The 24300-nt window shown below is 66.4% G+C and carries 20 protein-coding genes; 5 read left to right on the top strand and 15 right to left on the bottom strand.

The annotated features are described in order from the left end of the window. The first annotated feature begins 52 nt into the window (after window positions 1-52). From UU7_RS04195 to UU7_RS17335, 4 genes are all read left to right on the top strand, one after another. Window positions 53-601, top strand: coding sequence for a redoxin domain-containing protein (locus tag UU7_RS04195; protein ID WP_007805665.1), 549 nt, complete (start codon window positions 53-55; stop codon window positions 599-601). A 74-nt stretch (window positions 602-675) separates the two neighbouring features. Next, a complete protein-coding gene (locus UU7_RS04190) occupies window positions 676-1065 on the top strand; it encodes an MAPEG family protein (RefSeq protein ID WP_007805664.1) in 390 nt (129 codons plus the stop codon). 199 nt (window positions 1066-1264) lie between these two features. Continuing rightward, window positions 1265-1657 carry a BPSL0067 family protein gene (locus tag UU7_RS04185; RefSeq protein ID WP_007805663.1) on the top strand — a complete coding sequence of 131 codons (393 nt, stop codon included), beginning with the start codon at window positions 1265-1267 and terminating at the stop codon, window positions 1655-1657. 12 nt (window positions 1658-1669) lie between these two features. Beyond that, window positions 1670-2089: an STY0301 family protein gene (locus tag UU7_RS17335; protein WP_157581859.1), complete on the top strand. Its 420-nt coding sequence runs from the start codon at window positions 1670-1672 to the stop codon at window positions 2087-2089. Window positions 2090-2344: 255 nt separating this feature from the next. Here the strand turns inward: UU7_RS17335 and UU7_RS04175 are convergent, their stop codons facing one another. From UU7_RS04175 to hrpA, 6 genes are all read right to left on the bottom strand, one after another. After that, a complete protein-coding gene (locus UU7_RS04175; RefSeq protein ID WP_007805654.1) occupies window positions 2345-2872 on the bottom strand; it encodes a tetratricopeptide repeat protein in 528 nt (175 codons plus the stop codon). Between the two features lie 2 nt (window positions 2873-2874). Further along, a complete protein-coding gene (gene mrcB / locus UU7_RS04170) occupies window positions 2875-5208 on the bottom strand; it encodes a penicillin-binding protein 1B (RefSeq protein ID WP_007805653.1) in 2334 nt (777 codons plus the stop codon). Window positions 5209-5352: 144 nt separating this feature from the next. Continuing rightward, window positions 5353-6195 (bottom strand): SDR family oxidoreductase, encoded by an 843-nt coding sequence (locus UU7_RS04165; protein WP_007805652.1) that lies wholly within the window; start codon window positions 6193-6195, stop codon window positions 5353-5355. A 7-nt stretch (window positions 6196-6202) separates the two neighbouring features. After that, window positions 6203-7912 carry a tetratricopeptide repeat protein gene (locus UU7_RS04160; RefSeq protein ID WP_007805651.1) on the bottom strand — a complete coding sequence of 570 codons (1710 nt, stop codon included), beginning with the start codon at window positions 7910-7912 and terminating at the stop codon, window positions 6203-6205. A gap of 85 nt (window positions 7913-7997) precedes the next feature. Next, window positions 7998-10130 (bottom strand): RelA/SpoT family protein, encoded by a 2133-nt coding sequence (locus UU7_RS04155; RefSeq protein WP_007805650.1) that lies wholly within the window; start codon window positions 10128-10130, stop codon window positions 7998-8000. 85 nt (window positions 10131-10215) lie between these two features. After that, window positions 10216-14241, bottom strand: a complete 4026-nt coding sequence (hrpA, locus tag UU7_RS04150) for an ATP-dependent RNA helicase HrpA (protein WP_040672839.1) — start codon at window positions 14239-14241, stop codon at window positions 10216-10218. A 156-nt stretch (window positions 14242-14397) separates the two neighbouring features. Here hrpA and UU7_RS04145 point away from each other — a divergent pair, with 156 nt between their 5' ends. Then, window positions 14398-14865 (top strand): Dps family protein, encoded by a 468-nt coding sequence (locus UU7_RS04145; protein WP_007805646.1) that lies wholly within the window; start codon window positions 14398-14400, stop codon window positions 14863-14865. A 55-nt stretch (window positions 14866-14920) separates the two neighbouring features. Here UU7_RS04145 and UU7_RS04140 read toward each other — a convergent pair whose 3' ends face one another. The 9 genes from UU7_RS04140 to UU7_RS04110 form a co-directional block, all read right to left on the bottom strand. Further along, the gene (locus UU7_RS04140; protein ID WP_040672820.1) at window positions 14921-16891 is read right to left on the bottom strand and encodes an LTA synthase family protein; all 1971 of its coding nucleotides are present in this window, start codon (window positions 16889-16891) and stop codon (window positions 14921-14923) included. Between the two features lie 158 nt (window positions 16892-17049). Beyond that, a complete protein-coding gene (locus UU7_RS04135; RefSeq protein ID WP_007805643.1) occupies window positions 17050-17310 on the bottom strand; it encodes a hypothetical protein in 261 nt (86 codons plus the stop codon). A 154-nt stretch (window positions 17311-17464) separates the two neighbouring features. Beyond that, entirely contained in the window at window positions 17465-18208 is a 744-nt protein-coding gene (locus UU7_RS17330; protein ID WP_007805642.1) for a hypothetical protein, read from the bottom strand. 611 nt (window positions 18209-18819) lie between these two features. Then, window positions 18820-19125 carry a hypothetical protein gene (locus UU7_RS04125; protein WP_157581857.1) on the bottom strand — a complete coding sequence of 102 codons (306 nt, stop codon included), beginning with the start codon at window positions 19123-19125 and terminating at the stop codon, window positions 18820-18822. A gap of 14 nt (window positions 19126-19139) precedes the next feature. Beyond that, window positions 19140-20057: a MauE/DoxX family redox-associated membrane protein gene (locus tag UU7_RS04120; RefSeq protein WP_157581855.1), complete on the bottom strand. Its 918-nt coding sequence runs from the start codon at window positions 20055-20057 to the stop codon at window positions 19140-19142. Between the two features lie 21 nt (window positions 20058-20078). Beyond that, on the bottom strand, window positions 20079-20249 hold the full coding sequence (locus UU7_RS18210) for a hypothetical protein (protein ID WP_157581853.1): 171 nt from the start codon (window positions 20247-20249) through the stop codon (window positions 20079-20081). A gap of 64 nt (window positions 20250-20313) precedes the next feature. Beyond that, window positions 20314-20505 carry a hypothetical protein gene (locus UU7_RS18205; RefSeq protein WP_007805633.1) on the bottom strand — a complete coding sequence of 64 codons (192 nt, stop codon included), beginning with the start codon at window positions 20503-20505 and terminating at the stop codon, window positions 20314-20316. A 64-nt stretch (window positions 20506-20569) separates the two neighbouring features. Continuing rightward, window positions 20570-22720, bottom strand: coding sequence for a peptidase domain-containing ABC transporter (locus UU7_RS04115; protein ID WP_007805632.1), 2151 nt, complete (start codon window positions 22718-22720; stop codon window positions 20570-20572). Further along, the gene (locus UU7_RS04110) at window positions 22713-23999 is read right to left on the bottom strand and encodes an HlyD family secretion protein (RefSeq protein ID WP_157581851.1); all 1287 of its coding nucleotides are present in this window, start codon (window positions 23997-23999) and stop codon (window positions 22713-22715) included. The genes UU7_RS04115 and UU7_RS04110 overlap by 8 nt, the downstream gene beginning before the upstream one ends. Window positions 24000-24300: the final 301 nt, after the last annotated feature.

Genomic DNA, 24300 nt, shown 5'->3' with positions numbered 1-24300 from the left:
TGGCGCGCTCCACTGCATCAACTTGCCTGACACCACCCCAGGGAGAATCCACGTGAGACTGTTCGCACCCGCCGCCGCACCCGCGCTTGACCTGGTCGACATCCACGGCCGTCCGATCGCGATCCATCGCGCGGGGCGACTGACCCTGCTCTCGTTTTTCCGCGACGCGGCCTGCCCGTTCTGCAATTTCCGCATCTACGAACTGACCAGCGAACACGCGGCACTGGCCGCGCGCGGTCTGGACATCGTGGCGGTGTTCAGCGCCTCGCAGGCGGACGTGCTGCGCTTCGCCGGACATCGGCCGCGACCGTTCCCGCTGGCGGCCGACCCGACCTCGCGCGCGCACGAGATCTACGGCATCGAGCGCTCGCTGTGGCGCAAGCTGAAGGCGATCGTGACGCGCGTGCCGACTTTGCTGAAGGGCATGCGCCTGGTCGGCCTGGCCGGGCTCAACACCGGCAACCTGATGCCGGCCGACTTCGTGATCGACGAGCACGGCCGCATCGTCGAGGCGTACTACGGCCGCGACGCCGGCGACCGCATTCCGCTGGAACGGGTGCAACAGCTGCTGCCGGCCAGTCGACTTCGGAAGGTGGCCTGAGCCGCATCGGCGTCACTGGCCGCGCCCGCGACAATCGTTCACCATGCGGGCACCGCCACCGGGAGATGTGCCGCATGACGACCGAACTTTGCATGCTGTTGTGGAGCGTGGTGCTGGGCCTGGTGCAGATCGCACTGGCCGCCACCGGCTCGGTGAGCCAGCGCGGCCTGGGCTGGGCCGCCAGCGCCCGCGACGGTGAACCGAAGGCACTGACCGGCATCCCCGCGCGGCTGTGCCGCGCCAGCCAAAACTTCCTCGAAACCTTCCCGCTGTTCGCGGTGGTCGTGCTGCTCGCCCTGGTGCTGCAGCGCCACGACGGCACGATCGCGCTCGGCGCCCAGCTGTATTTCTGGAGCCGACTGGTCTACCTGCCGGTATATGCCGCCGGCATCCCCTACCTGCGCACGGTGGTCTGGACAGTGAGCATCGTCGGCATCGTGCTGGTGCTGACGGCGCTGTTCTGAGTCACCGCGCAACCGGCAGGGTGTGGCGACGAACACAAGACCAGAAGAATGCCCCCAAGCACATGTCGGCTGGCCCGCCCACGGAAAGGAAAGTCCCGACATGACTACGCGTGGAGCATGACGATACGATCTTGCTCCCAGTATCCGGGAGGGATCGTGGGATTCCTGCCAGCCAGTGCTTCGATCAAGGAAGATGAAGATGCCTTATCTGATGAACGTCGAGGAAGCGTCGGTCTACGGAAAGCGAAAGTTCGTCAACACGAAGGGACATACCGAGTGCGTCGAGTTTGTCCGCCAGGTCACCGCCGCTCCACAGACGTCACTATGGATTCGTGGCCGACTGGTCAAATCCATCAAGCCCGGCGAACTCGCTCGCGGCACCGCCATCGCGACCTTCGATGACCATGCGAAATACCCGACCGACAGTTCGGGCAGACATGCCGCGATCTATCTCAGCCACGACAGTCGTGGCATCGTGGTGTTGGATCAGTGGAACAGTCAGGGTGAGGTCTTACAACGGGTCATCCGGTTCCATCGCCCGCCCGGAACGAAACGCAGCAACGACGGTGATTCGTTTTACGTCATTGAATAGCGGGAGAATGCGATGAAGACTTTCCTTTTTTGTGCTTTCCTGCTTGCCCTGTCAACAGGATGCGCCGCGATGCAGCCGATCGACTGTCCGGCGACGCTTGCTGTCACGAGCGCGGCCAGTCCGCCGGGCGATTGGCAGGTGGTGACGCCGACCGGAACCCGTTCGCTCGATCGCGTCGGATTCTATTCGGGGCCGCCGTCGGAGCAGGTGTCGCTGGCACCGGACAGCACCGTGGAAGGCGGCGGAAAATCGCTGGACGTCTGGACCTTCTCCCCGTCGACCGACGAGCCTCTGTGGGTCGCGTGCTTCTATGTTGGCACCACGCTGTTCATTGCGAAGCCGATGCCCCACGGCATGAAACGCTGCAGCGTGAATTACGCGACCACCCGCTCCGGATCGCGCTTGCGGCTGACCGAGGCGCATTGCCAATAAGCTTGCCGCGGCACCGCGACCTGCCGGTGATTCGCGCGTGCCGTGTGTGCACGTCCGCTTGGCCGGGTGCGCGAGAAAACGCGAGCGATCCCGTCGGCTGACTCAGAGCCTGAGAAGAAAACCACTTCCTGTGGCTTTCTTCTATCGCGAGTCCGGCGCATGTCCGGACTCGCTCACATGAAACAGTCACTTGTGTGACTGCTTCATGCTCGGCCGTCCTTGGCCGATCTGAGAGGTTGAAAAACTCACAACCTATCAGTACCGCGGCACGCCGGCCTTGTGGCACTGCCCCACCCACTTGCGGGCAGTGGCGGCACCGGCCTGGTCGCGGGCCTGCAGGCGCATTTCGACGATGGTCTGCCAGTTGCGTGCGCACAGCGGGCCTAGCCGCGGGCCCAGGCTCCACGAGCGATGGGCGAGGCGCTCGGCGGCGCCGAAATCCTTCAGTCGCACGGCCACTTCGGCGCGTTCCTGCAGCAGTTCCGGCGAATCGGGGCTGAGCTTCAGGGCCTGGTCGAGCTTGCCGGCGGCGGCGCCGTATTTGCCGGCCTGCTCGTCCTGCTTCGCGGCGTCCTGCAGCGCGTCGACGCCGGGATCGCGCAGCGGATTGACGTCGATGATCGACTTCTCGCGGGCTCCGGCCGCGCGGATCGCCGCCACCTGGTCATAGGTCGGCAAGGGCACCTGCGCCGGCGCGGGCGGCGTGGTGGCGAACATGCCGCAGCCGGCGAGCAGGCCGGCGGTGAGCAGGGACAGCAGCAGATGTCTGACACGGAACAGCATGATCAGTTTCCATTCGGTATGGCAGGCGCCGCGACCGGCGCGTCGGCGGGCGGCGGGTTGTCGCCGCTGCCGAACAGGTTCTGCCAGAAGCAGCCTTCGGTGTCGGCCGACACGGTGCCGGCGATCACCGGCACCTGCTGCGCACCTTCGCATTGCGGTTCGGTACGCTTGCCGGTGGCGGGATTGAGCCAGGCCATCTCCAGGCCGGTGCCCGGTGCCGCCGGCAGCGGCTGCGTGGGGAGCTTGGCGAACAGGTCGCGCCACGCGCGCAGGCCGCCGCTGGCGCCGAACAGCGTGGTCGGCTTGTTGTCGTCGCGGCCCATCCAGAACACCGCCAGGTGCTCGCCGGTGAAGCCGGCAAACCAGCTGTCGCGCATGTCGTTGCTGGTGCCGGTCTTGCCCGCGGCATGCAGCGAAGCCAGCGCGGAATTGCCCAGCGCGCTGGCGGTGCCGTATTCGGCCACCTGCTGCATCGCCCAGGTGGTCAGCCGCACGGCTTCCTGGTATTCGCCCGCGCCACCCTGCACCTGGTAGCGCTTGATCGTGCGGCCGTTGCCGTCGAGCACGCCGCGCACCGCCACCAGCGGCAGCGCGTGCCCGTCGGCAGCGAGGTACTGGTAGAGCTGGGTCAGTTGCAGCGGCGCCAGGTCCAGCGCGCCGATCAGCAGCGACGGGCTGGGATTGATGTCGCCGATGCCGAACGACTTCAGGAACGCCTGGATGCGCGGCAGGCCCACGTCCATGCCCAGGTGGATCGTGGCCAGGTTCCACGAGTGCGCCAGCGCATCGACCATGATCAGCGGGTCGTGGCTGCGATGGTCGTCGTTCTGCGGTGTCCACTGGCTGCCGTCGGGCTGGCGCATGCTGACCGGGCTGTCGTCCACCAGGCTGGCCAGGTTCCAGCGCTCGGGCTGGGTCAGCGCCACCAGGTAGACGAACGGCTTGATCGTCGAGCCGATCGGCCGGCGCGCATCGAGTGCCCGGTTGAAACCCGGATCACCGGGGATCTTGCTGCCGACCACGGCCAGCACGCTGCCGCTGTGCGCATTGGTCACCACCGCCGCCGCCTGCACGCCGTCGCCACGCTTGCCCAGGCCCTTGAGCGTGCTGGTGATCGCCTGCTCGGTGTAGATCTGCGCCGCCGGATCGAGCGTGGTGAAGATCGACAGGTTGCCTTCGCGCAGCGCGTCCTCGTCGAAGTCGGCGGTGATCTGCTTGCGCACCAGGTCCATGAACGCCGGGAAGCGGTTGTGCGGCAACTGGCCGTTGCTGACGATGTCCAGCGGCGCGGCCTGGGCCGCGTTGAGCTGGACCGCGGTGATCAGGTTGGTCTCGAAGAATTCCTTCAGCACCAGGTTGCGGCGGGTCAGCGCGCGCTGCGGCGATCGGCGCGGATCGTAGAAGCTCGGGCCCTTGACCATGCCCACCAGCAAGGCGATTTCCTGCGGGCGCAGGTCTTCGAGTCGCCGGCCGAAGTAGAACTCCGACGCGGCCGCGAAGCCGTGCACGGCCTGGCTGCCCTGCTGGCCGAGGAAGACGTCGTTGACGTAGGCCTCGAGAATCCGCCCCTTGCTGTAATGCGCCTCCAGCAGCAGCGACATCAGCGCTTCGTTGATCTTGCGGGTGAAGTTCTGGTCGCGGCTGAGGAACAGGTTGCGCACCAGCTGCTGGGTCAGCGTGGAGCCGCCCTGCACGGTATGCCCCGCGCGCAGGTTGGCGAACGCCGCCCGCGCGATCGCGCTGAAATCGATGCCGATGTGGTGGTTGAAGTCGCGGTCCTCGACTGCCTGCAGGCCGCTGACCAGCAGCGGCGGCACGTCGGCAAGGCGCACGAAGCGGCGCTCTTCCTGGCTGGCGCCGTACAGCGTGGCGATGCGCGCCGGGTCCAGGTGGGCCAGCTCGATCGGCTTGCCGCTGGCCGCGTCCTGCACCGACCTGATCGAGCCGCCACCCAGGCTGACGCGGATGCGCTTGGGCAGTTCGCCGCCGTCGGGGCCGGCGTAGCCGCGCGAGGAAATCGTGTAGCGCAGACCTTCCTTCTGCCAGCTGCCGGCGACCTGGCCCTTGCCGTCATGGCTGTAGCCGGCGAAGGTGAGTTCCAGTTCCAGCGCGGAAGACGTCATCGGCTCGCCGGCCGCCAGCGGCAACGGACGGGCGTAGACGCGGGTCGGTACCGCGAACACCAGTTCGTTGAAGCGGTCCTGGACGCGCTTGTTCAACACCAGGGTGTACGGCAGCACGAAGCCGACCAGCAAACCCGTGCCGATCCAGAACGGGATGCGCAGCCACGGCCAGCAGCGTCGGGCGAACAGGCGAATGCGGGTCAGAAAGGCCAACGTGGGGAATTCCGGCAATCAAGTGGTTCGATGATAGGGCCTGCCACCCGGCGGGCATATGAACGCGGCGGCGCGTTTCAGGGCAAAACGAGGGCAATGCAGGGAACGGGGAACAGGGAACAGGGAACAGGGAACAGGGAACGGTTACGCGTGGGGCGGTTGCCACATCGCGGCGTCGGGGCGGAACGGTCGCGGTCGGATGCCGAGCAGGCGCTGCAGCTCGCCGTTGTCGGCGACCAGGTCGTTGTCCAGTCGATCCAGCGCGCCGCGGAGACGTGGCAGCGCCAGCTTCGCCGCGCGCAGCAGCCACGCGGGCAGCGGCAGCGGCATGGTGGCGACCGGCAGGCTGCGACGCACCCGCGCGAACATCTCCGCCGCAGGCAGACGTTCGCCGCCGCCGATCTGCAGCACGCGCCCGCCCGATGCCGGACACTCCAACGCCGCCAGCGCGGCCAGCGCGATGTCTTCCGCATGCACCGGCTGGCGCAGGCCGCGGCCGCAAGGCAGCGGGAAGACGCGCAGGCGCATCGCCCGACGCGCCAGCGGAGTGAGACTCTTGTCCAGCCCGGCGCCGTAGACCAGGGTGGGACGCAGCACGGTCCATGCGCTGCCGTGACGCTCGCATGCAGCCGCCAGTTGCGCCTCGCTTTCGCGCAACTGACGCGAGATGTCGCGCTCGCCGGACACCAGCGAATCGCGCTTGCTCTCAGCGCTCATCGAACTGGTGGCAATCACCCTTGGCGCGTCGACCACGTCGGCGTTCGCCAGCCAGTCGGCCAGGCCGGTCAGCGGACCGAAGCTGATGATCGCCGACAGCGGCGGCAGGCCCGGTGGCCGGTCGGGCAGCCAGCCATGCAACCAGGTGATGCCGGCGGATGCGGTTCGCGGCTGCCGGCTCAACGCGACCACCGGCTCGCCATTGGCGATCAGTCGTGGCAGCAGGAATCGGCCGATCTGGCTGCTGGCGCCGATCACCAGAACCGTCATGCGCGACTCACCCGCCACCCTGCAGACGGGCATCCAGGTCCTGTACGCGAGGACTCGCCGGCGCCAGTTTGCGTGCGCGCAGCAGCGACTGGCTGGCACCGATGCGGTCGCCGCGACCGAGTTGCTGTTCGGCCTGGTCCAGCCAGGCACCGGCGAGGCGGCTGCCGAGCGCGCCTTGCGCAGCGTCGCCAGGGGCCAGTTCGGCGAGATTGGCCAGCATGTCGCTGGCCTGTGCCAGCTTGCCCGCGGCGAGCGCCTGCTCGAACTGCTGGCGAACCTTGTCCGGCAACGCCTGCAATCCGCGCACCGATGCCTCGTTGTTGCCATCGATCGCCAACGCGCTGCGGTACAGATCGTAGGCGCTGTCGCCGGGCGGCATCATGATGTCGCCGTGGCTGGTCGCCTGTTCGGCACGCTGCACCAGTTGCGCCACGGCCGCGCTCTGCTGGGGCGTCAACACCGCTTGCGGCATCGGCGACTCGCTGCTCGCATCGGCTGCAGGCGCGGTCTTGCCGCCATCGGAAACGGCGGAGGCCGCCGCACTGCCCAGGCGTGCCCGCGTCGCTGCAAGGTCGGCCGACTTGGGCGCCAGCTGCGCGGCCTGGTCCAGCAGTTTCTCCGCCTGCAGGTTGTCGCCCGCATCGATCGCCGCGCTGGCCTGCACGGTCAGCGCCTGCGCCACGTTGCCGAGGCCGGCGTGGGCCTGGGCGTTGTCGGGGTCCAGCTTGAGCGCGGCCTGGAAGTGCGCCAGGGCGGTGTCGTCGCCGCTGCCGGCGATGCGGCCGGCGCGCAGCGCATCCTGGCCGGCCTTGAGTTCCGCCGCCAGCGCGCTGTTGTCCTGCTTGCGCGTCTGCGCCTGCAGCGCACGCAGTGCCGGCAGCGCCCCGTTGTTCGGCTGCAGCGCGGCGAGCTGCTCGATGCTGGCATCGGCCTTCGCGTTGTCCTTCGCATCCAGCGCCTGGCGCGCATCGACTGCCAGCGCGTAGCCGACCTGGTCCAGGCCGTGCCTGGCCACTGCGTTGTCGGGGTCGGCCTGCAGCACGCGCCGATACAGCGCGCCGGCACCATCGGGTCCGGCCAGCTTGCCGGCGGCGAAGGCCTGCTGGGCCTGGTCGACCAGGTCCACGGCGTGCACCTGTCCGGCACGCGCGCTGCTGATCGCGTGATCCAGCCGATCGATGTCGCTGCCGCCACCGAGCAGTTCGCGGGCCACCGTCGCCTGCTGCGCGGCCTGGCTCAGGTTGCCCGCCTGCAGCGAGGCGTCGGCCCGGGACAGCATCGCCTGGCCGACCTGGCGCAGGCCGTCACGGGCGCGATCGTTGTCCGGCTCCAGCGCTGCGGCGGCCTGGAACAGTTCGCGCGCACTGCTGCCGTCCTGGCCGTCCAGACGTCCATCCTGCAAGGCCTGCTGCGCCTGGGTGAGCAAGGTGTTGAAGTCGGTGCGCGGCACCATGCCGCGCAGGCGGTTCTGGTTGATCCACAGCGCCGCCAGCAAGGCAATCACCAGCAGCAGCAGGACCGGCACCAGCCAGCCGCGGCGTGCCCTCGGTCGCGCCGACGAGGACGCCCGGCCATGTGGCCGGCGTGCTTCCACCGCGACCCGCGGCAGGCCATCCGGCGCCGGCGCGCGCGGCGCTTCCAGCCGATCGAGATCACCAAGCGTGGGCTCGGTGCGCATCGGGGGGTGTGCGTCGTACTGGTCGCGGCGTCCGCTCATGGTTCGTGGCTTTGAAAATGTCGGCCCAGCTTACCATCGGGCCAGCAGCCCCTGCCCCGCACGGGGGCAGGCATTGCGTGGGCATTCAGCCGACGCCGACGCGGCGCACGTCGATCACGTTGGGCAGCGCCAACAGCTTGCCAAGCAGGGCCGACAGCTGTTCGAAGTCGCGCACGCGCAGGGTGAAGCGCATCTCCACCTCGCCGGTGCGCACGAACTGCCGGCTGGACGAGGCGATGATGTGGGTGGCCGCGTTGCTGATCACGCTGGTGACGTCCTTCTGCAGGCCCTTGCGGTCGTAGCCGCGCAATTCGATGTCGACCTCGTACGCCTGCGCCGCCGCGCTGCCCCAGCTCACCTCGATCACCCGGTCCGGGTCGCGCCGGGCCAGCCGCGCCAGGCTGGCGCAATCGGCGCGATGCACCGACACGCCGCGACCCCGGGTGATGAAGCCGCGCACCGGATCGCCCGGCAGCGGCTGGCAGCAGCGCGCCAGCGTGGTCAGCAGGTTGCCGATGCCCTCGATGCTGAGCGCGCTGTGGTCGAGCGTGCTGTGGCGCGAGGCGACCGGCGTGCTGGATTGCGTCACCGCCGGCTGCGCCGGTTGCGCCGCTTCCTGCACCACGCGGGCGATCTGGCCGGGCGTGATCTCGCCCAGCGCCAGCGCGATCAGCAACTCGTCCTGGTTCTTCAGATGGAAATGCGCCGGCAGCTTGCCCACGTCGGCACTGCTCAGCGCCAGGCGCCGCAGCTCGCGCTCGAACATGCTGCGGCCGACCGCGAGGTTGGTGTCGTGGGCGATCCTGCGGAACCAGTTGCGCAGCTTGTCCCTGGCCCGCGAGGTGTTGAGATAGCCGTGATGGGGCGACAGCCAGTCGCGGCTGGGATCGGCCACCTTGCCGGTGAGGATCTCCACCCGGTCGCCGCTCTGCGGCTGGAAGGTCAGCGGCACGATGCGGCCGTTGACCTTGGCGCCGCGACAGCGATGACCGACTTCGGTGTGCACCAGGTAGGCGAAGTCCAGCACGGTGGCGCCGCGGGCCAGGTCGAACACCTCGCCCTTGGGCGTCAGCAGGTAGACGCGGTCTTCCAGCAGCTCGGTATGCAAGTCGGCGGCCAGCGTGCTGTCGTCGTCGCCGCGCGGTTCCAGCAGCTTGCGCATCCAGGCGATCTTCGCCTCGAACTCGGCATCGCCGCTGCCGCCTTCCTTGTAGCGCCAATGCGCCGCCACGCCCAGCTCGTTGGCGCGATGCATCTCGTGGGTGCGGATCTGCACTTCCAGGGTCTTGCCGGCCGGACCGATCACCGCGGTGTGCAGTGACTGGTAGCCGTTCGCCTTGGGCCGCGCGATGTAGTCGTCGAACTCGTTCGGCAGATGCGGCCAGCGCCCGTGCACCACGCCCAGCGCGGCGTAGCAGTCGGTGATGTTGTCGACCAGGATGCGCACGGCGCGGATGTCGTACAGGTCGGAGAAGTCCAGCGACTTGCGCTGCATCTTCTTCCAGATCGAATAGATGTGCTTCGGCCGGCCGGCCAGGTCGGCGCGGATGTCGGCGGCGGCCAGCGCCCGCTGCAGTTCGTCCAGCGATTCGCGGATGAACGCCTCGCGATCGGCGCGGCGCTCGTCGAGCAGCCTGGCGATGCGGCGATAGGTGTCGGGCTGCAGGTAGCGGAAGGCGAGGTCCTCCAGTTCCCATTTCAGCTGCCAGATGCCGAGCCGGTTCGCCAGCGGCGCGTGGATGTCGCGGGTCAGCCGTGCCAGCGCCTGGCGCTCGTCGTCGGCCAGGTTCGCCGCCGCCCGCATGCGCGCCAGCTGGCGCGCCAGCAGCACGAACACCACGCGCAGGTCGCGCACGATCGCCAGCAGCAGGCGGCGCAAGCCTTCGGCGGCACCTTGCGGCGGTCGCTGCGCGTGCAGCGCCCACACCTGTTCGGCCGCCTGCTGCCCGTCCACCAGCCGCTGCAGTTCCGCCGGCAGTTTCGCGCGACGCTCCTGCCACAGCGCCGGATCGGCGCGCGCCAGTTCGAACCACAACGCGGCAGCCTGGGTCTGCGCATCGCAGCCGAGCATGCCCAGCAGATCCAGCACGTCGGTGCACTCGGCTTCATGCAGCTTGCGCGAGACACAGGCGTCGAGCGCCTCGCCCAGCACCGGCGGCAGCGTGCCGACGCGCTCGCGCCAGGACTGCAGGCTGCCGGTGTTGGCGATGGGAGGCATGATCTTCGGGTATCCGCTGGATGCTTCATCTTAACTGCAGGGTCGGGCCGTTCACTGACCGGCGACCCAATGCCGCTCGGGGGAATCAGCCCAGCGCCGCCAGCGCCTTCGCCAGCCGCTTGGCCGAGACCGGCTCGGCGGTCTTCAGCTCCTGGGCGAACAGCGACACGCGCCATTCCTCGATCAGCCAGCGCAGTTCGGCCAGGTCGGCCGGATCTCCCCCGGCGGCGCGATGCTGCAGGTAGGCGCGCCAGTACGGCAGCACCTGCAGCATGCGTTGCTGGTCCTTCGCCGGGTCCTGGCGCAGGCGTTCGCCACGCAGGCGCATCGCCTTGAGGTAGCGCGGGTAGTGCGCCAGCCGCGCGGTCGGCAACTCGCGCAGGAAGCCCGGCGTCAACAGCGCGTCGAACTGTTCACCCAGGTCGTCGTAGCTGGCGCGGGCGAAACCCAGCAGCGGCGGCGCCAGCCACGGCTTCATCTCGGCCTGGGCCTCGATGATCGGTTCGGCCAGTTTCAGCCGCTCGACGCCGGCGCCGAACAGCTCGCGCGAGAACTGCGTGCGCAACATCTCGAATGCGCCAGCGCTGCGCACGTCCAGCTCATGGCGTTCCAGCAGATCCCGAAAACCGCCTTCGAGCAAATCCTCGCGCAGGCCGTCGACGCCACCGAGCGGCGCGTATTTCAGCGCCAGCGCATTGCCGATCGGCAAGCGACGGCGCGCCTGCTTCGCCTCGCTGGCCAGCGCATTGCGCAACAGCCGCACCACGCCCTGCCGATGGGCGGCGCGAGCCTCGTCGCTGCGCTCGAACACGCGCAGCGCCACCGTCTCGCCCAGGTCGACCAGGGCCGGGAACGCGGTGAGCCCGCCATCGGAACGCACCTGCGCCGGGATCGCCTCGAAGTCCCAGCTGGCCACGTCTTCGCGGGTCAGCTCGATGTCGGTCTTGCGCGAGAACGCCTCACGCGCCTGGCCTTCCCACTGCCCTCGCAGCGCGGCCAGGTCGCGGCCGCTGGCCAGCATCCTGCCGCGCTCGTCGTGCAGGCGATAACGCATCAGGAAGTGCGGCGGCAGTTCGATGCCGGCAAATTCGCCGGCGCCGATGTCCACGCCGGTGGTGCGTTTCAGGAACGCGGCCAGCACCTTGACCAGCGACTCGTCGCGGGGCGATTCCGCCTCGACGAAGGCGCGCGCGAAATCCGGCGCGGGCACGAAGTTGCGGCGCAGCGCCTTCGGCAGGCCCCGGATCAGTTCGGCCACCTTGTCCGCCAGCAGGCCCGGCACCAGCCATTGGCAACGCGCGGCGGGCAGCGCGTTCAACATCGCCAGCGGCAGCTGCAGGGTCACGCCGTCGGCCTCGTCGCCGGGGACGAAGCGGTATTCCAGCCTGTATTTCTGCGGCGGCATTTCGAGCGCGGCGGGAAAGGCCTTCGCATCGAGCCCGGCGCCGCCGGCCATCACGTCGTCCAGCGACCAGCGCAACGCGGCCTGCTCGGCCGGCCGCGCCTTGCGATGCCACGCATCCAGCGCGCGGCTGCTGGCGATGTCTTCCGGCAACTTGCCCTCGAAGAACGCGACCAGCTCGTCTTCGTGGCGGATCAGCCCTTCGCGGCGCTGCTTCGCCTCGATGCCCTGCGCCTCTTCCAGCACGCGCAGGTTGGCGCGCACGAAATCGGCCTTGCTCTCGATGTCACCACGCACCAGCGCTTCGCGCACGAAGATCGCGTGAGCCAGCGCCGGGTCCTGCTGCTGGAACGTGACCGGCCGCTTTTCCACCAGCACCAGACCGAACAGGCTGACCTGCTCGTACGCCACCACGCAGCCGCGCTTCTTCGACCAGTGCGCCTCGCGGCAACTCGTGCGCAGCAGGTGCGCTGCCTGCTGCTCGATCCACAGCGGCTCCACCCGCGCATTCGCCATGCCCCAAACGCGTCCACCCACGTCGAGGATCTGCGCGGAGAAGATCCAGTTCGGCGGCGCCTTCGACAAGACCGAGCCCGGAAAGACCTGGAACTTGCGCTCGCGGGTGCTCAGGTAGATGCCCTTCTCGTCCTTGCGGCCGACCTGGGTCGGCAGGCCGGCCAGCAGGGAGCGATGCACGGATTCGTAAAGACGATCGGCGGAGTCGCCGCCGTCACTCCCTCCCCCGCTAGCAGGGGAGGGTTGGGGTGGGGTCCGCTTTTGACTTTGTGCAGCGACGTCAAGAGCTCTACCCCCTCCCGACCTCCCCCTGCCAGCAGGGGGAGGAGCAGAGCGTGCGGCTTGCGGCTGTCCTTCCAGCTTCCAGCCCAGCTCCCCCACCACCAGCAACAACTGCCGATGCAGCTCGCGCCATTCGCGCATGCGCATGAAGCTGAGGAAATGCCGCGAGCACCAGTCGCGCAGCTTCGACTGGGTCAGTTCCTCGTGCGCGTCGTGATAGGCCCGCCACAGGTTCAGCACGCCGGCGAAGTCGGATTTCGGATCGGCGAACACGGCGTGCGCCGTATCGGCCTGCTGTCGTGCATCGCCCGGCCGCTCGCGAGGGTCCTGGATGCTGAGGAAGCTGACGATGACGAGCAGTTCGCGCAGGGCATGCAGTTGCTCGCCCTCGACCAGCATGCGCGCCAGCTGCACATCGATCGGCAGGCGTGCCAGGGTGCGGCCGATCGCGGTGAGCTTGCGCGCCTCGTCGATCGCGGAAATCTCGGTGAGCCGGCGGAAGCCGTCGGCGATCACGCGCGGGTCGGGTGCTTCCAGGAACGGGAAGTCGTCGACCTCGCCCAGTTTCAGCGCCAGCATGCGCAGGATCACGTTGGCCAGCGACGAGCGCAGCAGTTCGGGATCGGTGAACGCGGCGCGGCCGGCGAAGTCCGCCTCGTCGTACAGGCGATAGCAGATGCCCGGCCCCACGCGGCCGCAGCGGCCCTTGCGCTGGTCGGCGGCGGCCTGCGAGACCGGTTCGACATGCAGCCGTTCCAGCTGGCTGCGCTGGCTGTAGCGCTTCACCCGCGCGGTGCCGGTGTCGATCACGTAGCGGATGCGCGGCACGGTCAGCGAGGTCTCGGCCACGTTGGTGGCCAGCACCACGCGACGCTTCACGCCGGGCTTGAACACGCGGTCCTGGTCGCCGGCGGAGAGCCGCGCGTACAGCGGCAGGATTTCGGTTTCACGATATTGCCGGCGCGACAGCAGCTGGTGCACGTCGCGAATCTCGCGCTCGCCGGGCAGGAACACCAGCACGTCGCCGCGCGGGTCGTCGTGGCTGATCTCGTCGAGCACGGCAGCGATGTGTTCGGCGCTGCCTTGCTGCATGTTTTTGGCCACAGCCTCCACCGGCCGCCAGCGCGTTTCCACCGGATACGCCCGCCCTTCCACCTCGACCACCGGCGCGCCGCCGAAGTGCTCGGCAAAGCGTGCGGTATCGATCGTGGCCGAGGTGACGATGATCTTCAGCTCCGGCCGCCTGATCGCCAGCCGCTTCAGATAGCCCAGCAGGAAGTCGATGTTGAGGCTGCGCTCGTGCGCCTCGTCGATGATCAGGGTGTCGTACGCACTGAGCCACGGATCGCCCTGGGTCTCGGCGAGCAGGATGCCGTCGGTCATGAACTTGACCAGCGTGCGATCCGACACCTGGTCGTTGAAGCGCACCTGGAAACCCACCACCTCGCCCAGCGGCGTGCCCAGTTCCTCGGCCACCCGACGCGCCACCGAGCGCGCGGCGAGCCGGCGCGGCTGGGTGCAGCCGATCATGCCGGCCTCGCCGCGACCGGCGGCCAGGCAGAGTTTGGGCAGCTGGGTGGTCTTGCCCGAACCGGTCTCGCCGGCGATCACCACCACCTGGTGCTCGCGGATCAGCTTGACGATGTCCTCGCCGCGGGCGCTGATCGGCAGCGCATCGTCCAGCCGGATCTCGGGCTTGGCCGCGGCGCGGGCGCGGCGTTTGGCCGCGGAACGCTGGATATCGGCGCGCAGCGCCTCCAGCTTGCCTTCGTCGGGCCGGCGCGACAGCGTGCGCCAACGCCCCAGCAGGCGACCGAAGTCGCGACTGGACACTCCATCCAGTTGGCGGCGCAGGTCGCGCAGGCCGGGGTCGGCGGCGGAATCAGGCGGTGGTGGCGGACGGTCATTCATCGAACCGCGCATGATACCTGTTGCAAGCGCGTCAGCCCGATAGCCGCCAGCTATCGCAGGCATACGAAGGTTTCATTTCACCGGCGGGCTGGCACCCGCTACTGTGGACCCATTGCATTCACCCACCCGTCTTCTTCCACCATCGAGGAGCAGCACATGGCCATTTCCATCGGCATTGCCAAGAAGGACCGCGAAGCGGTCGCCAAGCATCTGTCCAAGCTGCTGGCCGACACCTATTCGCTGTACCTGAAGACGCACAGCTTCCACTGGAACGTCACCGGCCCGCAGTTCAACAGCCTGCACCTGATGTTCGAGACCCAGTACAACGAGCTGTGGCTGGCCGCCGACGAAGTGGCCGAGCGCATCCGCACGCTGGACGTGTTCGCCCCGGGCTCGTACAGCCAGTTCGGCAAGCTCAGCTCGATCAAGGAAGAATCGGGCGTGCCGGATTGGAAGGAGATGGTGAACCAGCTGGTCGAGGGCCACGAGATCGCCGCCGCCACTGCCCGCGATACGCTCAAGGCCGCCAACGGCGCCGGCGATGACGGCACCGCCGACATGGTCACCGGCCGCCTGCAGGCGCACGAAAAGACCGCGTGGATGCTGCGCTCGCTGCTGCGTTGAGCGCGAGCTTCCTGCGTACAAGCAGAAACCCGGCCTTGCGCCGGGTTTCTTTTTCCTACAGCTCGCGCGTGGCGCAGCACTTGTCGGGCTCCATCGGCTTCAGCACCGTCGCCGGCGGAGCGGGCGCGGGCTGGAGGGATTTCGGCGGCAAGCCGTAGCGCTGATTGAAGTAGGCCCAGCTGGGCCACAACGCGTGCGCCAGCGCCAGCCTCGACAGCGCCGGATCGACCGCCACCGGCGCCAGCTGGTGGTCGGCCACGTCATAGTGGAACTGCGCCGCGGGCTGGCCCGGCTGCAGCACCAGCAACTGGTCACCTTTCAGATAACCGTAGTTGTCGCCGTACTGCATGATGGCCCGCCCCGGGTAATGCACGGTGAGATCGGCACCGAGCATCGGCTGGACGCTGCTGATGCCGATCAGCGACAGCAGGGTGGGCGCCAGGTCGATCTGGCTGACGAGGTGTTCGTCACGCTGGGCCGGCACGCCCGCACCGAGGATCAGCGCGGGAATGTGGAAGTGCCGCACCGGCACCAGGCTGGCGCCGAACACCCGCGAATCGTGGTCGGCCACGAGCAGGAACACGGTGTTCTTCCAGTACGGCGACAGCTTCGCCTTCGCAAAGAACCGACCGATCGCCCAATCGGCGTAGCGCACCGTGTTCTGCACGCTCGCCGCCGGCTCGCTCGCCTCGATCCGTCCGCCCGGGTATTCCCACGGCGTGTGGTTGGAGACGCTGAAGGCCAGCGTGAACTGCGGCTGCGTGCCGCCCTGCATCAGGCGATGGTGCAGCTCGTTGAACATGTCCTCGTCGGACGCGCCCCACGAGCCGACAAAGGCGGGCTTCACCTCGAACTTCGGCTGGTCGATCACTTCGTCGAAGCCGTTGCCGAGGAAGAACGACTTCATGTTGTCGAAGTGCGCCTCGCCGCCGTAGATGAAGCGCGAGTGGTAGCCGAACTCGCCGAGCAGGCCGGCCAGGGTGAAGAAGCCCCGCTGGCTGCGCGGCTGCTTCAGCACGGCCTCGGCCGGCGTGGGCAGGAACCCGGTGGTGATCGCCTCCAGACCGCGCACCGAGCGCGTGCCGGTGGCGTAGGTCCGCGCCAGCAGCCAGCCGTCCTTCGCCAGCGCATCGAACTGCGGCGACAGCTGCTCGCCGCCCAGCGTGCCGATGTACTGCGCCCCCAGGCTTTCCTCGACGATGATGACCAGGTTGAGTGGCTCGGCCGGCCGCTTCGAGGCGTGCTGCACATGCCAGCCGGGATGCTGCGGATCGAGCATCGCACCCTCGAACCCCGACGCCTCGCGCACCAGCTGCTGCATTTCCGCTTCGGGCATCGGGCCGTACAGGGCCGCCGACGAGCGCTCGTTGTGCATGCCGCGGATCGCATTGATCACGCTGTACAGCGAATTCAGCGGCAACGTGTTGATCATCGCGTCATCGCTGAACGCCACCATCGACGCATTCAGCGGGCGATGCTCCAGCGTGCCGCGCGCGCCCAGGAACAGCAGCGGAAACATCGCCGCCGTCAGCAGCGGCCGCCAGCGCAGGCGCAGGCGCGCATCGACCAGTGACGTGCGCAATACGCGAAAGCCGACCCAGCCGAGCAGCAGCAGGCCCGCCAGGGCGAACAGCAGCACGCCCTTGTAGCCATGCCACAACATCGCCGACACCTCGTGCGGACTGTCGAGGTACTCCACGTACAGCCGGTTCGGCCGGGTGTCGTATTCCAGGATGAACTGCGGCGTGGACAGCTCCAGCAGCACGAACAGCATCCACCACAGCCGATACCACCACGCGGTGATGCGCGCGGCCCAGGGCCGATGCCCCAGCCACGGCGAGAGCAGGGCCGGCAGCGCACAGACCATCGCCAGCAGGCTCAGATCGATGCGCAGCCCGCCCAGCAGCACCGGCCACAATCCGCCCGCCGGCTCCGCCCGCGGCCACAGCCACAGCGCAAGACCGAGCCGGCTCAGGCCCAGAAAGACCAGGGCGAGCAAAAAGAAACGCCAGCTAAGTTGTCGCACGTGATCCCCCGAGACAGGCAGCGCCTTGCGCCGCGAAGGACGACCACTGCGAACGCCGCCAGAGAAGCGGCTACAGCGCGGACTCTAACCCAAAACTCATGCCCGGACTTCGCCGTGCCGACTCATTCGCCTCGCAGACAGGCCGGCGTCAGGTCGGCTCAGGCGCCACGCGCCGCAGCGTCACCATCAAGTTTCCGCACCGCATCGGCGGCCTCGGCCAGGCTGGTTCCGAAATACCGGCGATGGGCAGCCACGGCGCGCCCCTGCTTGTCGGACACGGCCAGCGACCGGATCTCGGCCAGCTTCGCCAGGTCGGCTTCGCTGTCGCCGAGCAGGCGCCTTTCCAGCTTGCGCAGTTGCGAATGCAGTTCGCCCAGCCGCATGCAGACGATCTGGAAGCCCACCGCGAGGGTGATCATGACGACCATTTCAAACCCGTCAGGGCTCACCTCCGCAGCGTAACCGTCGGCATACCCGTGGGCATGAGCCGGCAGGTACGCCAACACAGGAAGCCGCAGAAGCGGCGCATCTCTTCCTTGCAGCCCTGTACGGGTAGCGGCTCACACCGGCCATTCAACGGAACGTGGCGGTGGAGAATTTCACCGAATAGCCATTTTTCTTCAGCGCCTTGCCGATTTCGGTCGCGCCGTCATCGCGGCAATACTTCAGGTCCTTCACGCCGTACTTTTTCAACGAACGCATCGACGGTACCCAGACGCCGGCGGATGTCGAATACGAGTACTCGCCAGTCACGGCGTCCAGCGTGTAGCTTTCATCCAGATCGAGAGTGCTGACGGCCTTCTCCGAATCGGCGAGCAGGGCGATATCCACGCCGGCACGGGCGTAGAAGTCCGACTCGTCGGCATGAAGTGCCGTGAGCCAGGCCGCATATGCAACCACCAGCCCCTCCGGGATGTGTTCGGCGCGCATGGATCGCGCCTCGTCTTCCGGGGTCCCGAGGCCGCCATGCCACGCGACCACCGAATCGCACTCGATCTTCAGATGCTGTCCGGCGATGGCCAGATAGCTTGCACACGCGGAAACGCACACCCCTTTCACGTCGACTTCGACATCCGGATGCGCCTGGATGTCCCTGGCAATCTTCAACGCCACCGAAGGGTAACCACCGCTGCTGTTGAGCAGCACTCTGGTAAAGCCACCCCTGGCGACCGTCAGATATTGTTCGTACGAACCTTTTTCGATATCCCCCTCGAACCGTATGGTCGAGCCGGAAGACCGGGTCCAGCCGGCCCACACGCACTGACTGAACAGCGCGATGGTGATCAATGTTCCGGCGATGAAGCCATGCTTTTTCATGCGTCGTCCCGAGCAGATCCGTTGCCGGAGCCGCACCTCAGCAATAATGTCGACGTACCCGCTTGCGAACTCCGGATATCGCTCCCCTGCGATGCGGTCGCCATGGGAAAACCGTTGACTTCCCTGGCGGAACACACCGGCCGTTCGGTGCCCGAACGGATCGACCTTCCCACGCGGCTACGTCGCCGGCGTGGATGAACGGCCAGGTCCGGGCCGGTCTTGCAAAATCGGCGGGCTTACGCCGGGTCACTCGAAACGGAGCCGCCACCAAACCACCCGATGAGTACTATCCATGGCGAAGCCCATGGATCCCTGCAGAAACACGCTGCGCTGCACCTGGCGAAGCAGCAGAAAGATGATTCACACGTCGCTGATTGCGGCGGTTCCATTCAGTATGGACAACGGCGAAACCATGGACAGCTATGCGGCGGGCACCATCGTGTCCAGGGAACGAGGAAAGACCCGCCGCGCCTTGACCGACCACGCCGAGAGAGATGCGGTTCAATCAGTCGGACAGGGGCGCAATCAACCCCGAAGTGACTTCCACGTCAGCGCCGCCGTACTGACTTCCCCAAGCCAAGCGGACTGGGATCACCGTCGACATTCGGCTTTTACGCACCTGTTTTCCCATGCTTCTCGTCGTCGTACAGACGACACATTTTATGCACGTCGTCGCTGTATTTCCTGCGCAAGACAAATATAACAAGTTTGTTGCAACCGATTCCAAGTACAGCGCCAGCCACCAGCAACGCCACGTAGCTGTAATGGGACGCTTGGTAGATGATCGATACAAGCACAGCCATGCTTACGACGCCGATCCAGGTCAGCCAGTGGCCAAGCGCCAGCCAGAAAAGCAGCTTCCCCACCCGTACCCTTTGAACCCGGTTCAGGCCCTGCAACTCGGCCATGTCCTTCACGAAAAGCTCGCCCCTCACCGCTTGGCGCTCCCAGCAAAGGTCTGGACAAGCATCTTGCCGATTCCCAGGTTGCATCCATCGATTCCGGAATACCTGATCGAGTGCCCTTTCGACGCGACCACCAGTGCAGGTGAAAGCCTTATGTTGAGCACATGCCGCAGGTCGGGTCGCCCATTGCATATGAAACCACCACCGAACCTGCGGGGCTCATCCAGCTCCATCCCGTCGGCGAATACGAATATATTGAACGTACCAGGCAAAAGCGCCGAAACCTTCTCGAGGTACCTCAAGAAAACCATGCATATCGGGCATTTGAGTGAAACGAAAACCAGTACGACGCCCTTGCCTTCAGTATCCAGATCGTCGATGTTGGGCAACATGTCAGTTACGTCGCTCGCCCGCACGCCCACGTAAGCCGACTTGGAAAGATTCATGCCTGCACCGAAGCCGCACAGAATCAGGACTGCGGAAACCAGCGTCAGGCATGAGGTAGTGAAGCCCATTTCCCCAATCCCGGCAACCAGCCCGGACATGCCAAGAAATGTGGCAACCATCGATACGTTAGTGCGCTCATCCACCATGGACGCCACTCCGAAGCAGGGGCATCCGGTGCGGGAAAACAGTAGCCGGCCAGCCAACAGCATCGCAAAAAGGGTCACTCCCAACGCCAAAAGCACCCACCGGCTCAGCGGGCCCCACAAAAGAGCAGCCCCGCCCAGCGAAAGATCCAAGGCAATCAGGGCGGCCAGAAGTCCCGTGGAGCCCTTCTGCGAAACCCGGGTCTTGCCGGTCATCCACAAAACAATCGACCTGCGGTCAGATATTTTCTTGTAGGCCGAAATGAAGAATAACGTCGACAAACACCCCGCGGACACGGCATCCGCCCATGAATACATACCCACCTCCGAATCTTGCAGTGGCGGCGTGCTCATCGAGCACGCCGCCCCGATCAATCAGCAACCGATGATATTGGCGGCTATGTCACCCGCCCCGATGCCGACAGCGGCGCCGCCCCAACCGCCGAGGATGCCGCCAACGATGGCGCCGCCGATCTCCCACTTGTCGGCGCACGAGAGCACTGCCCCAGAAACGCTCTCAATCTCTTCCAGAGTTATTTCGCGCATAAATATCCTTCTCAAGTTAAATGGACTCGGCAAAAAACTGCCGAGTCCGGATTACGCAGTGCAATCAGCTGGCGCAGCCGCCACCGATCGCATCCCCGATCCAATGGCCTGCGGCGGCGCCGACCCAGGCACCGGCAGGGTTACCGCCGGAAAGGAGAAAACCTTCCAGAGCAAAGGATCCCACCAGAATTCCCTGACACACATTGATCATGCCGCCGGACACCTTCTCGATATCTTCAAAACTCAACGTCTGCATGCTTATCTCCCTCTCCTGATTTAACGGCTGGAGCGATATTGCCCAGCCATGACGGGAAGCGGCTTTATGCCGCCACCACCGACTTCGCTTGACCCATGGTCAATAGGACCGCCCGATCGGCACAGGCCACCGTCTCCGCGCGGTGCGCGACCAGCAACCGGGTGACTCCGAGCGCCTTCACTGATGCATTCACTGCGCGCTCGCGCGCAGGATCCAGGTGGCTTGTCGCCTCATCCAGAATCAGCAGGCGCGGCTGCCGGTACAGCGCCCGAGCAAGGATTACCCTCTGCTTCTGCCCCCCGGACAGGCTGGAGCCCATGTCCCCCACGAGGCTCTGATAACCCATCTGCATCGAAATGATGTCTTCATGCACGGCGGCCTGCCGGGCGGCTTCCTCGATGCGTGCCGAGGAGGCGTCCGGATCGAAGAAGCTGATGTTGTCTGCAATCGAGCCCGCAAAAAGCTGGTCATCTTGCATTACCGCGCCACTCCAGCCGCGATACTCATCCAACCCCAGCGTGCGGATGTCGATTCCGCCGAAGCGCACCTCACCCTTCGTCGGCTCAAGCAACCCAAGCACTATTTTGGCGAGCGTGCTCTTCCCGCATCCGCTGGGACCGACGATGGCCACTGATTCGCCTACCTCGATGCGCAAGTTGCAGTTCCGGAGTATCCACGGCTCGTCTTCCGCATAGCGGAAACTGACATCGCACAATTCGATGCTGGCTTCGGGAATTGGCCCCGCCCACGCCGTATCAGCCACCTTTTCAGGAGCGGTCAACGCGATGTCCGCCACGCGCTCCGCATGCAGTTTCAACATGCTGAAATCGACCCACTTGTCGATCAGCGCCGAGGCTCGGCTGATGAACTGGTCGGCGTATGCAATGAAGGCTATCAACATGCCTGCGGAGAACTCGTTCCTGAGCGCCAGCGTCGCAGCAATCCAGATCATCCCGACCCGACCGATGCCGAACACCAGCTGGTTGCTCAGGGTGAAGGCGATGCCCAAGCGTTGGATCTGGACCTCGCGATTTGCCGTAGACACCGTGGCGTTGGCATACCGCGACAATCTTTCGCTTTGCTTGTTGCCCAGCTTGATCGGCAAGGCACCACGAATGGACTCGAGCAGCTCACTCTGCTGGCGCGCGGTACGTGCGATCTGCTCTTCGTTGGCACGGCGCAAAGGACCGAAGAAGGCCCACCGTATCAAGCCGTAGCTGGCGAACAGGCCCACCACCAGCGCCGTGAGCCCGGCGCTGTAGAGGGTCATCACAAACAGCGTCGCCAGTGACATCACGCCATCCAGCAACGATCCGACAAATTGCGTGGTCAAGGTGCGCTGTATGCTCTGTATCGAACTGAAACGTGATACGACGTCGCCCACATGGCGTTTCTCGAACCAGTCCATCGGCAGCCGCATGAGGTGACCGAACAAATTGCTGGACCACTGCACATTCAGCGTTGCGCCGAGCCAGGTGACCGCCCACGAACGGGCGGCGGTGATCGCCGCCGAGAAGATCGCAACCCCCATGAAGCCAAGCCCGAGCATGGCGAGCAGGTCGTGATCCGCCGATACCAGCACCTGATCCATCACCCATTGCAGATAGAAGGGTGCAGCCAGACCAAACACCTCGAGCGCAAGCGCCAACAGGAGAATCTGTGTCAGTGCCGATATCAGCCCATGCACCCGGCCAGTCAGGCCGCGGAGCGAAACCGCCTGGCGCTCATGCACCGGCGAAAAGTCGACCGCGGGACTGAGCTCCAGGGCTATACCGGTGAAGTGCGCCGAGGCCTCCTTGAGGGTCAGCCTTCGGATCCCGCGAGCCGGGTCATGGATGACGATACCTCGCCTGCCGGCGCTCCTGAGCACTACGAAATGGTTGAGGTCCCAGTGCAGCACGCAAGGTGTTTTAAGTTGGGCCAAGTCGCCCATGTCCAGTTTCAGGGGGCGGCAGGTGAACCCCAATTGCCCTGCCATGACCATCAGCCGCGCCAACGATGCGCCCTTGAGCGAAGTGGAAAATCGCCGGCGGAGGGCGGCCAGATCCACGTCGTGACCGTGAAAGTTCGCCACCATCGCCAGGCAAGCCACGCCGCATTCGGTGACCTCGGTCTGTAGCATCATCGGGAGCGTGCGACGCCAGCCAAACTGCAATGCGGCGCGGTAGCCGCGGCCCGCTGCGGACACCTGCGCTTGTCGGTTGCCGTCAGCCATGAGCGGCGTCTCCATCCAGTTGATGGGCCATGCCGTACAACGGCTCGAACACCCATTCAATCAGGCTACGGCGATCCATGAGGATGTCAGCGTTGAGCGCCATGCCGGGCCTCACGGGCTGCCGCTTGCCGTAAGCCAGTACATCCTGCCTGTCCAGCTTCACCCATACGCGATACATCGGTTCGATCTGTTGCTGTGGCCGATCGGTCAACGCTGTCAGCTCTTCGGGGCTCAGTGCACTACGGGATATATCGGTAATGTGGCCATATTGCTGGCCAAACTTTTGGTACGCGAAAGCCTGGTAGCGCATTACCACCCGGCTGCCCGGTTCGATGAAGCCGATGGCCCGGCTGGGCACCAGCAACTGGGCCTGCAGCGAGGAGCCCGCCGGAAGGATGGAAAGCAGCGGCTGGCCGGCGGCGACCATCTGCCCTTCCTTCAGCAGCACGGTGGAAACCACGCCATCGCGCGGCGCGCGCAACACCACGGCGCGCTGCATTTCGTTCTGCGCCGTCGACTGGGCCAGGGCGGCGAGTTGCCTCTCGGTATCGTTGCGCTTGCCTGCCTCGTCCAGCGGCAGACGTGCCAGCTGCTGCTGCGCCTCGTCGTATTGCTGGCGGGCATCGAGCTGCTGACGCAGCAGCGTCTTGTACTGCGCCTGCGCGTCGAGCATCGCCGCCTCCTGCTGCTGGATCTGCACGGCCGAGACAAAACCCCGGGCGGCCAGCGGCCTGATCTTCGCCAGCATCTGCTGGTTGCTGGTCACCTGTTGCTGCTGGATCGCCAGCTGTCCGGCGATCTGGGTGAGCTGCCCCTGCAGCAAGGCCATCCGCGACCGCAACGCTTCGCCCTGCTGCTCACCCAGCTGCTGCTGATTGACCAGGTCGGCCTGCAGGCGTGAGCGCTGGATCTCCAATTGCCTGCCGACCAGCGCATGAGTGTCGCCCAGCGCCACGCTGTCCTGTTCGCTGGACAGGCGCAGCAACACCTCGCCCTTCCTGACCTGCTGGCCATCGCGCACATTCAATCGGGTGATCGTGCCGGCGTCGGGAGCCACGACGTTGAGCAGGCCTGCGCTGGGCACCAGTTGGCCCGCCACCGTCTCACGTCGGGTGTAGTGACCAAGAAAGAGGAACAGCAGAATGGCCGCGGCCAGCGCCAGCGCCAGCATGGTCAACAGCCAGCGCGACAACGGCGCGGCCACGATGATCGAACCGAGCCACTCGCCGCGTCTGGCGTCGATGACTTCCTGGCGAAACAGTCCCTGTGACAAAGCCATCCTTCCCTGACCAGCGATCCGCGATGAGCCGAGCAGGCTGCACCCGGCATGAAAGGCGCGCATTGTTCAGATCATGTCCCCACGACGCCATAAGACAGTTTCCTAATTGACGAGCAGGTTCCGGCCCGCCGACCGCCGCGGCGCGTGCCCGCCCGCCGCCACAACCTTTTCCCGCAACAAGGACTTGCAGACGCATTCCACCGCGCCGCCGGGATGCCTCGCGGCTTCGCAGGCCACCGGCACACGCGGCGAAACTGTGCGCTGGCTCAAGCCTTACCGGTGTGCAAGACGCGGTGGCCCG

This window comes from Rhodanobacter spathiphylli B39 (assembly GCF_000264295.1).
GTDB classification, from domain to species: Bacteria; Pseudomonadota; Gammaproteobacteria; order Xanthomonadales; family Rhodanobacteraceae; genus Rhodanobacter; species Rhodanobacter spathiphylli.
The sequence above is the reverse complement of the archived record's forward strand: the minus strand, read 5'-3'. Positions and strand labels throughout refer to the sequence as shown.

Excerpts from the sequence above, each read along its gene's own strand:
- UU7_RS04190 (WP_007805664.1), top strand. The coding sequence starts at position 676 with ATGACGACCGAACTTTGCATGCTGTTGTGGAGCGTGGTGCTGGGCCTG.
- UU7_RS04185 (WP_007805663.1), top strand. The coding sequence starts at position 1,265 with ATGCCTTATCTGATGAACGTCGAGGAAGCGTCGGTCTACGGAAAGCGA.
- UU7_RS17335 (WP_157581859.1), top strand. The coding sequence starts at position 1,670 with ATGAAGACTTTCCTTTTTTGTGCTTTCCTGCTTGCCCTGTCAACAGGA.
- UU7_RS04175 (WP_007805654.1), bottom strand. The coding sequence starts at position 2,872 with ATGCTGTTCCGTGTCAGACATCTGCTGCTGTCCCTGCTCACCGCCGGC.
- UU7_RS04165 (WP_007805652.1), bottom strand. The coding sequence starts at position 6,195 with ATGACGGTTCTGGTGATCGGCGCCAGCAGCCAGATCGGCCGATTCCTG.
- UU7_RS04160 (WP_007805651.1), bottom strand. The coding sequence starts at position 7,912 with ATGAGCGGACGCCGCGACCAGTACGACGCACACCCCCCGATGCGCACC.
- UU7_RS04155 (WP_007805650.1), bottom strand. The coding sequence starts at position 10,130 with ATGCCTCCCATCGCCAACACCGGCAGCCTGCAGTCCTGGCGCGAGCGC.
- hrpA (WP_040672839.1), bottom strand. The coding sequence starts at position 14,241 with ATGAATGACCGTCCGCCACCACCGCCTGATTCCGCCGCCGACCCCGGC.
- UU7_RS04145 (WP_007805646.1), top strand. The coding sequence starts at position 14,398 with ATGGCCATTTCCATCGGCATTGCCAAGAAGGACCGCGAAGCGGTCGCC.
- UU7_RS04135 (WP_007805643.1), bottom strand. The coding sequence starts at position 17,310 with ATGATCACCCTCGCGGTGGGCTTCCAGATCGTCTGCATGCGGCTGGGC.
- UU7_RS17330 (WP_007805642.1), bottom strand. The coding sequence starts at position 18,208 with ATGAAAAAGCATGGCTTCATCGCCGGAACATTGATCACCATCGCGCTG.
- UU7_RS04120 (WP_157581855.1), bottom strand. The coding sequence starts at position 20,057 with ATGAGCACGCCGCCACTGCAAGATTCGGAGGTGGGTATGTATTCATGG.
- UU7_RS18210 (WP_157581853.1), bottom strand. The coding sequence starts at position 20,249 with ATGCGCGAAATAACTCTGGAAGAGATTGAGAGCGTTTCTGGGGCAGTG.
- UU7_RS18205 (WP_007805633.1), bottom strand. The coding sequence starts at position 20,505 with ATGCAGACGTTGAGTTTTGAAGATATCGAGAAGGTGTCCGGCGGCATG.
- UU7_RS04115 (WP_007805632.1), bottom strand. The coding sequence starts at position 22,720 with ATGGCTGACGGCAACCGACAAGCGCAGGTGTCCGCAGCGGGCCGCGGC.
- UU7_RS04110 (WP_157581851.1), bottom strand. The coding sequence starts at position 23,999 with ATGGCTTTGTCACAGGGACTGTTTCGCCAGGAAGTCATCGACGCCAGA.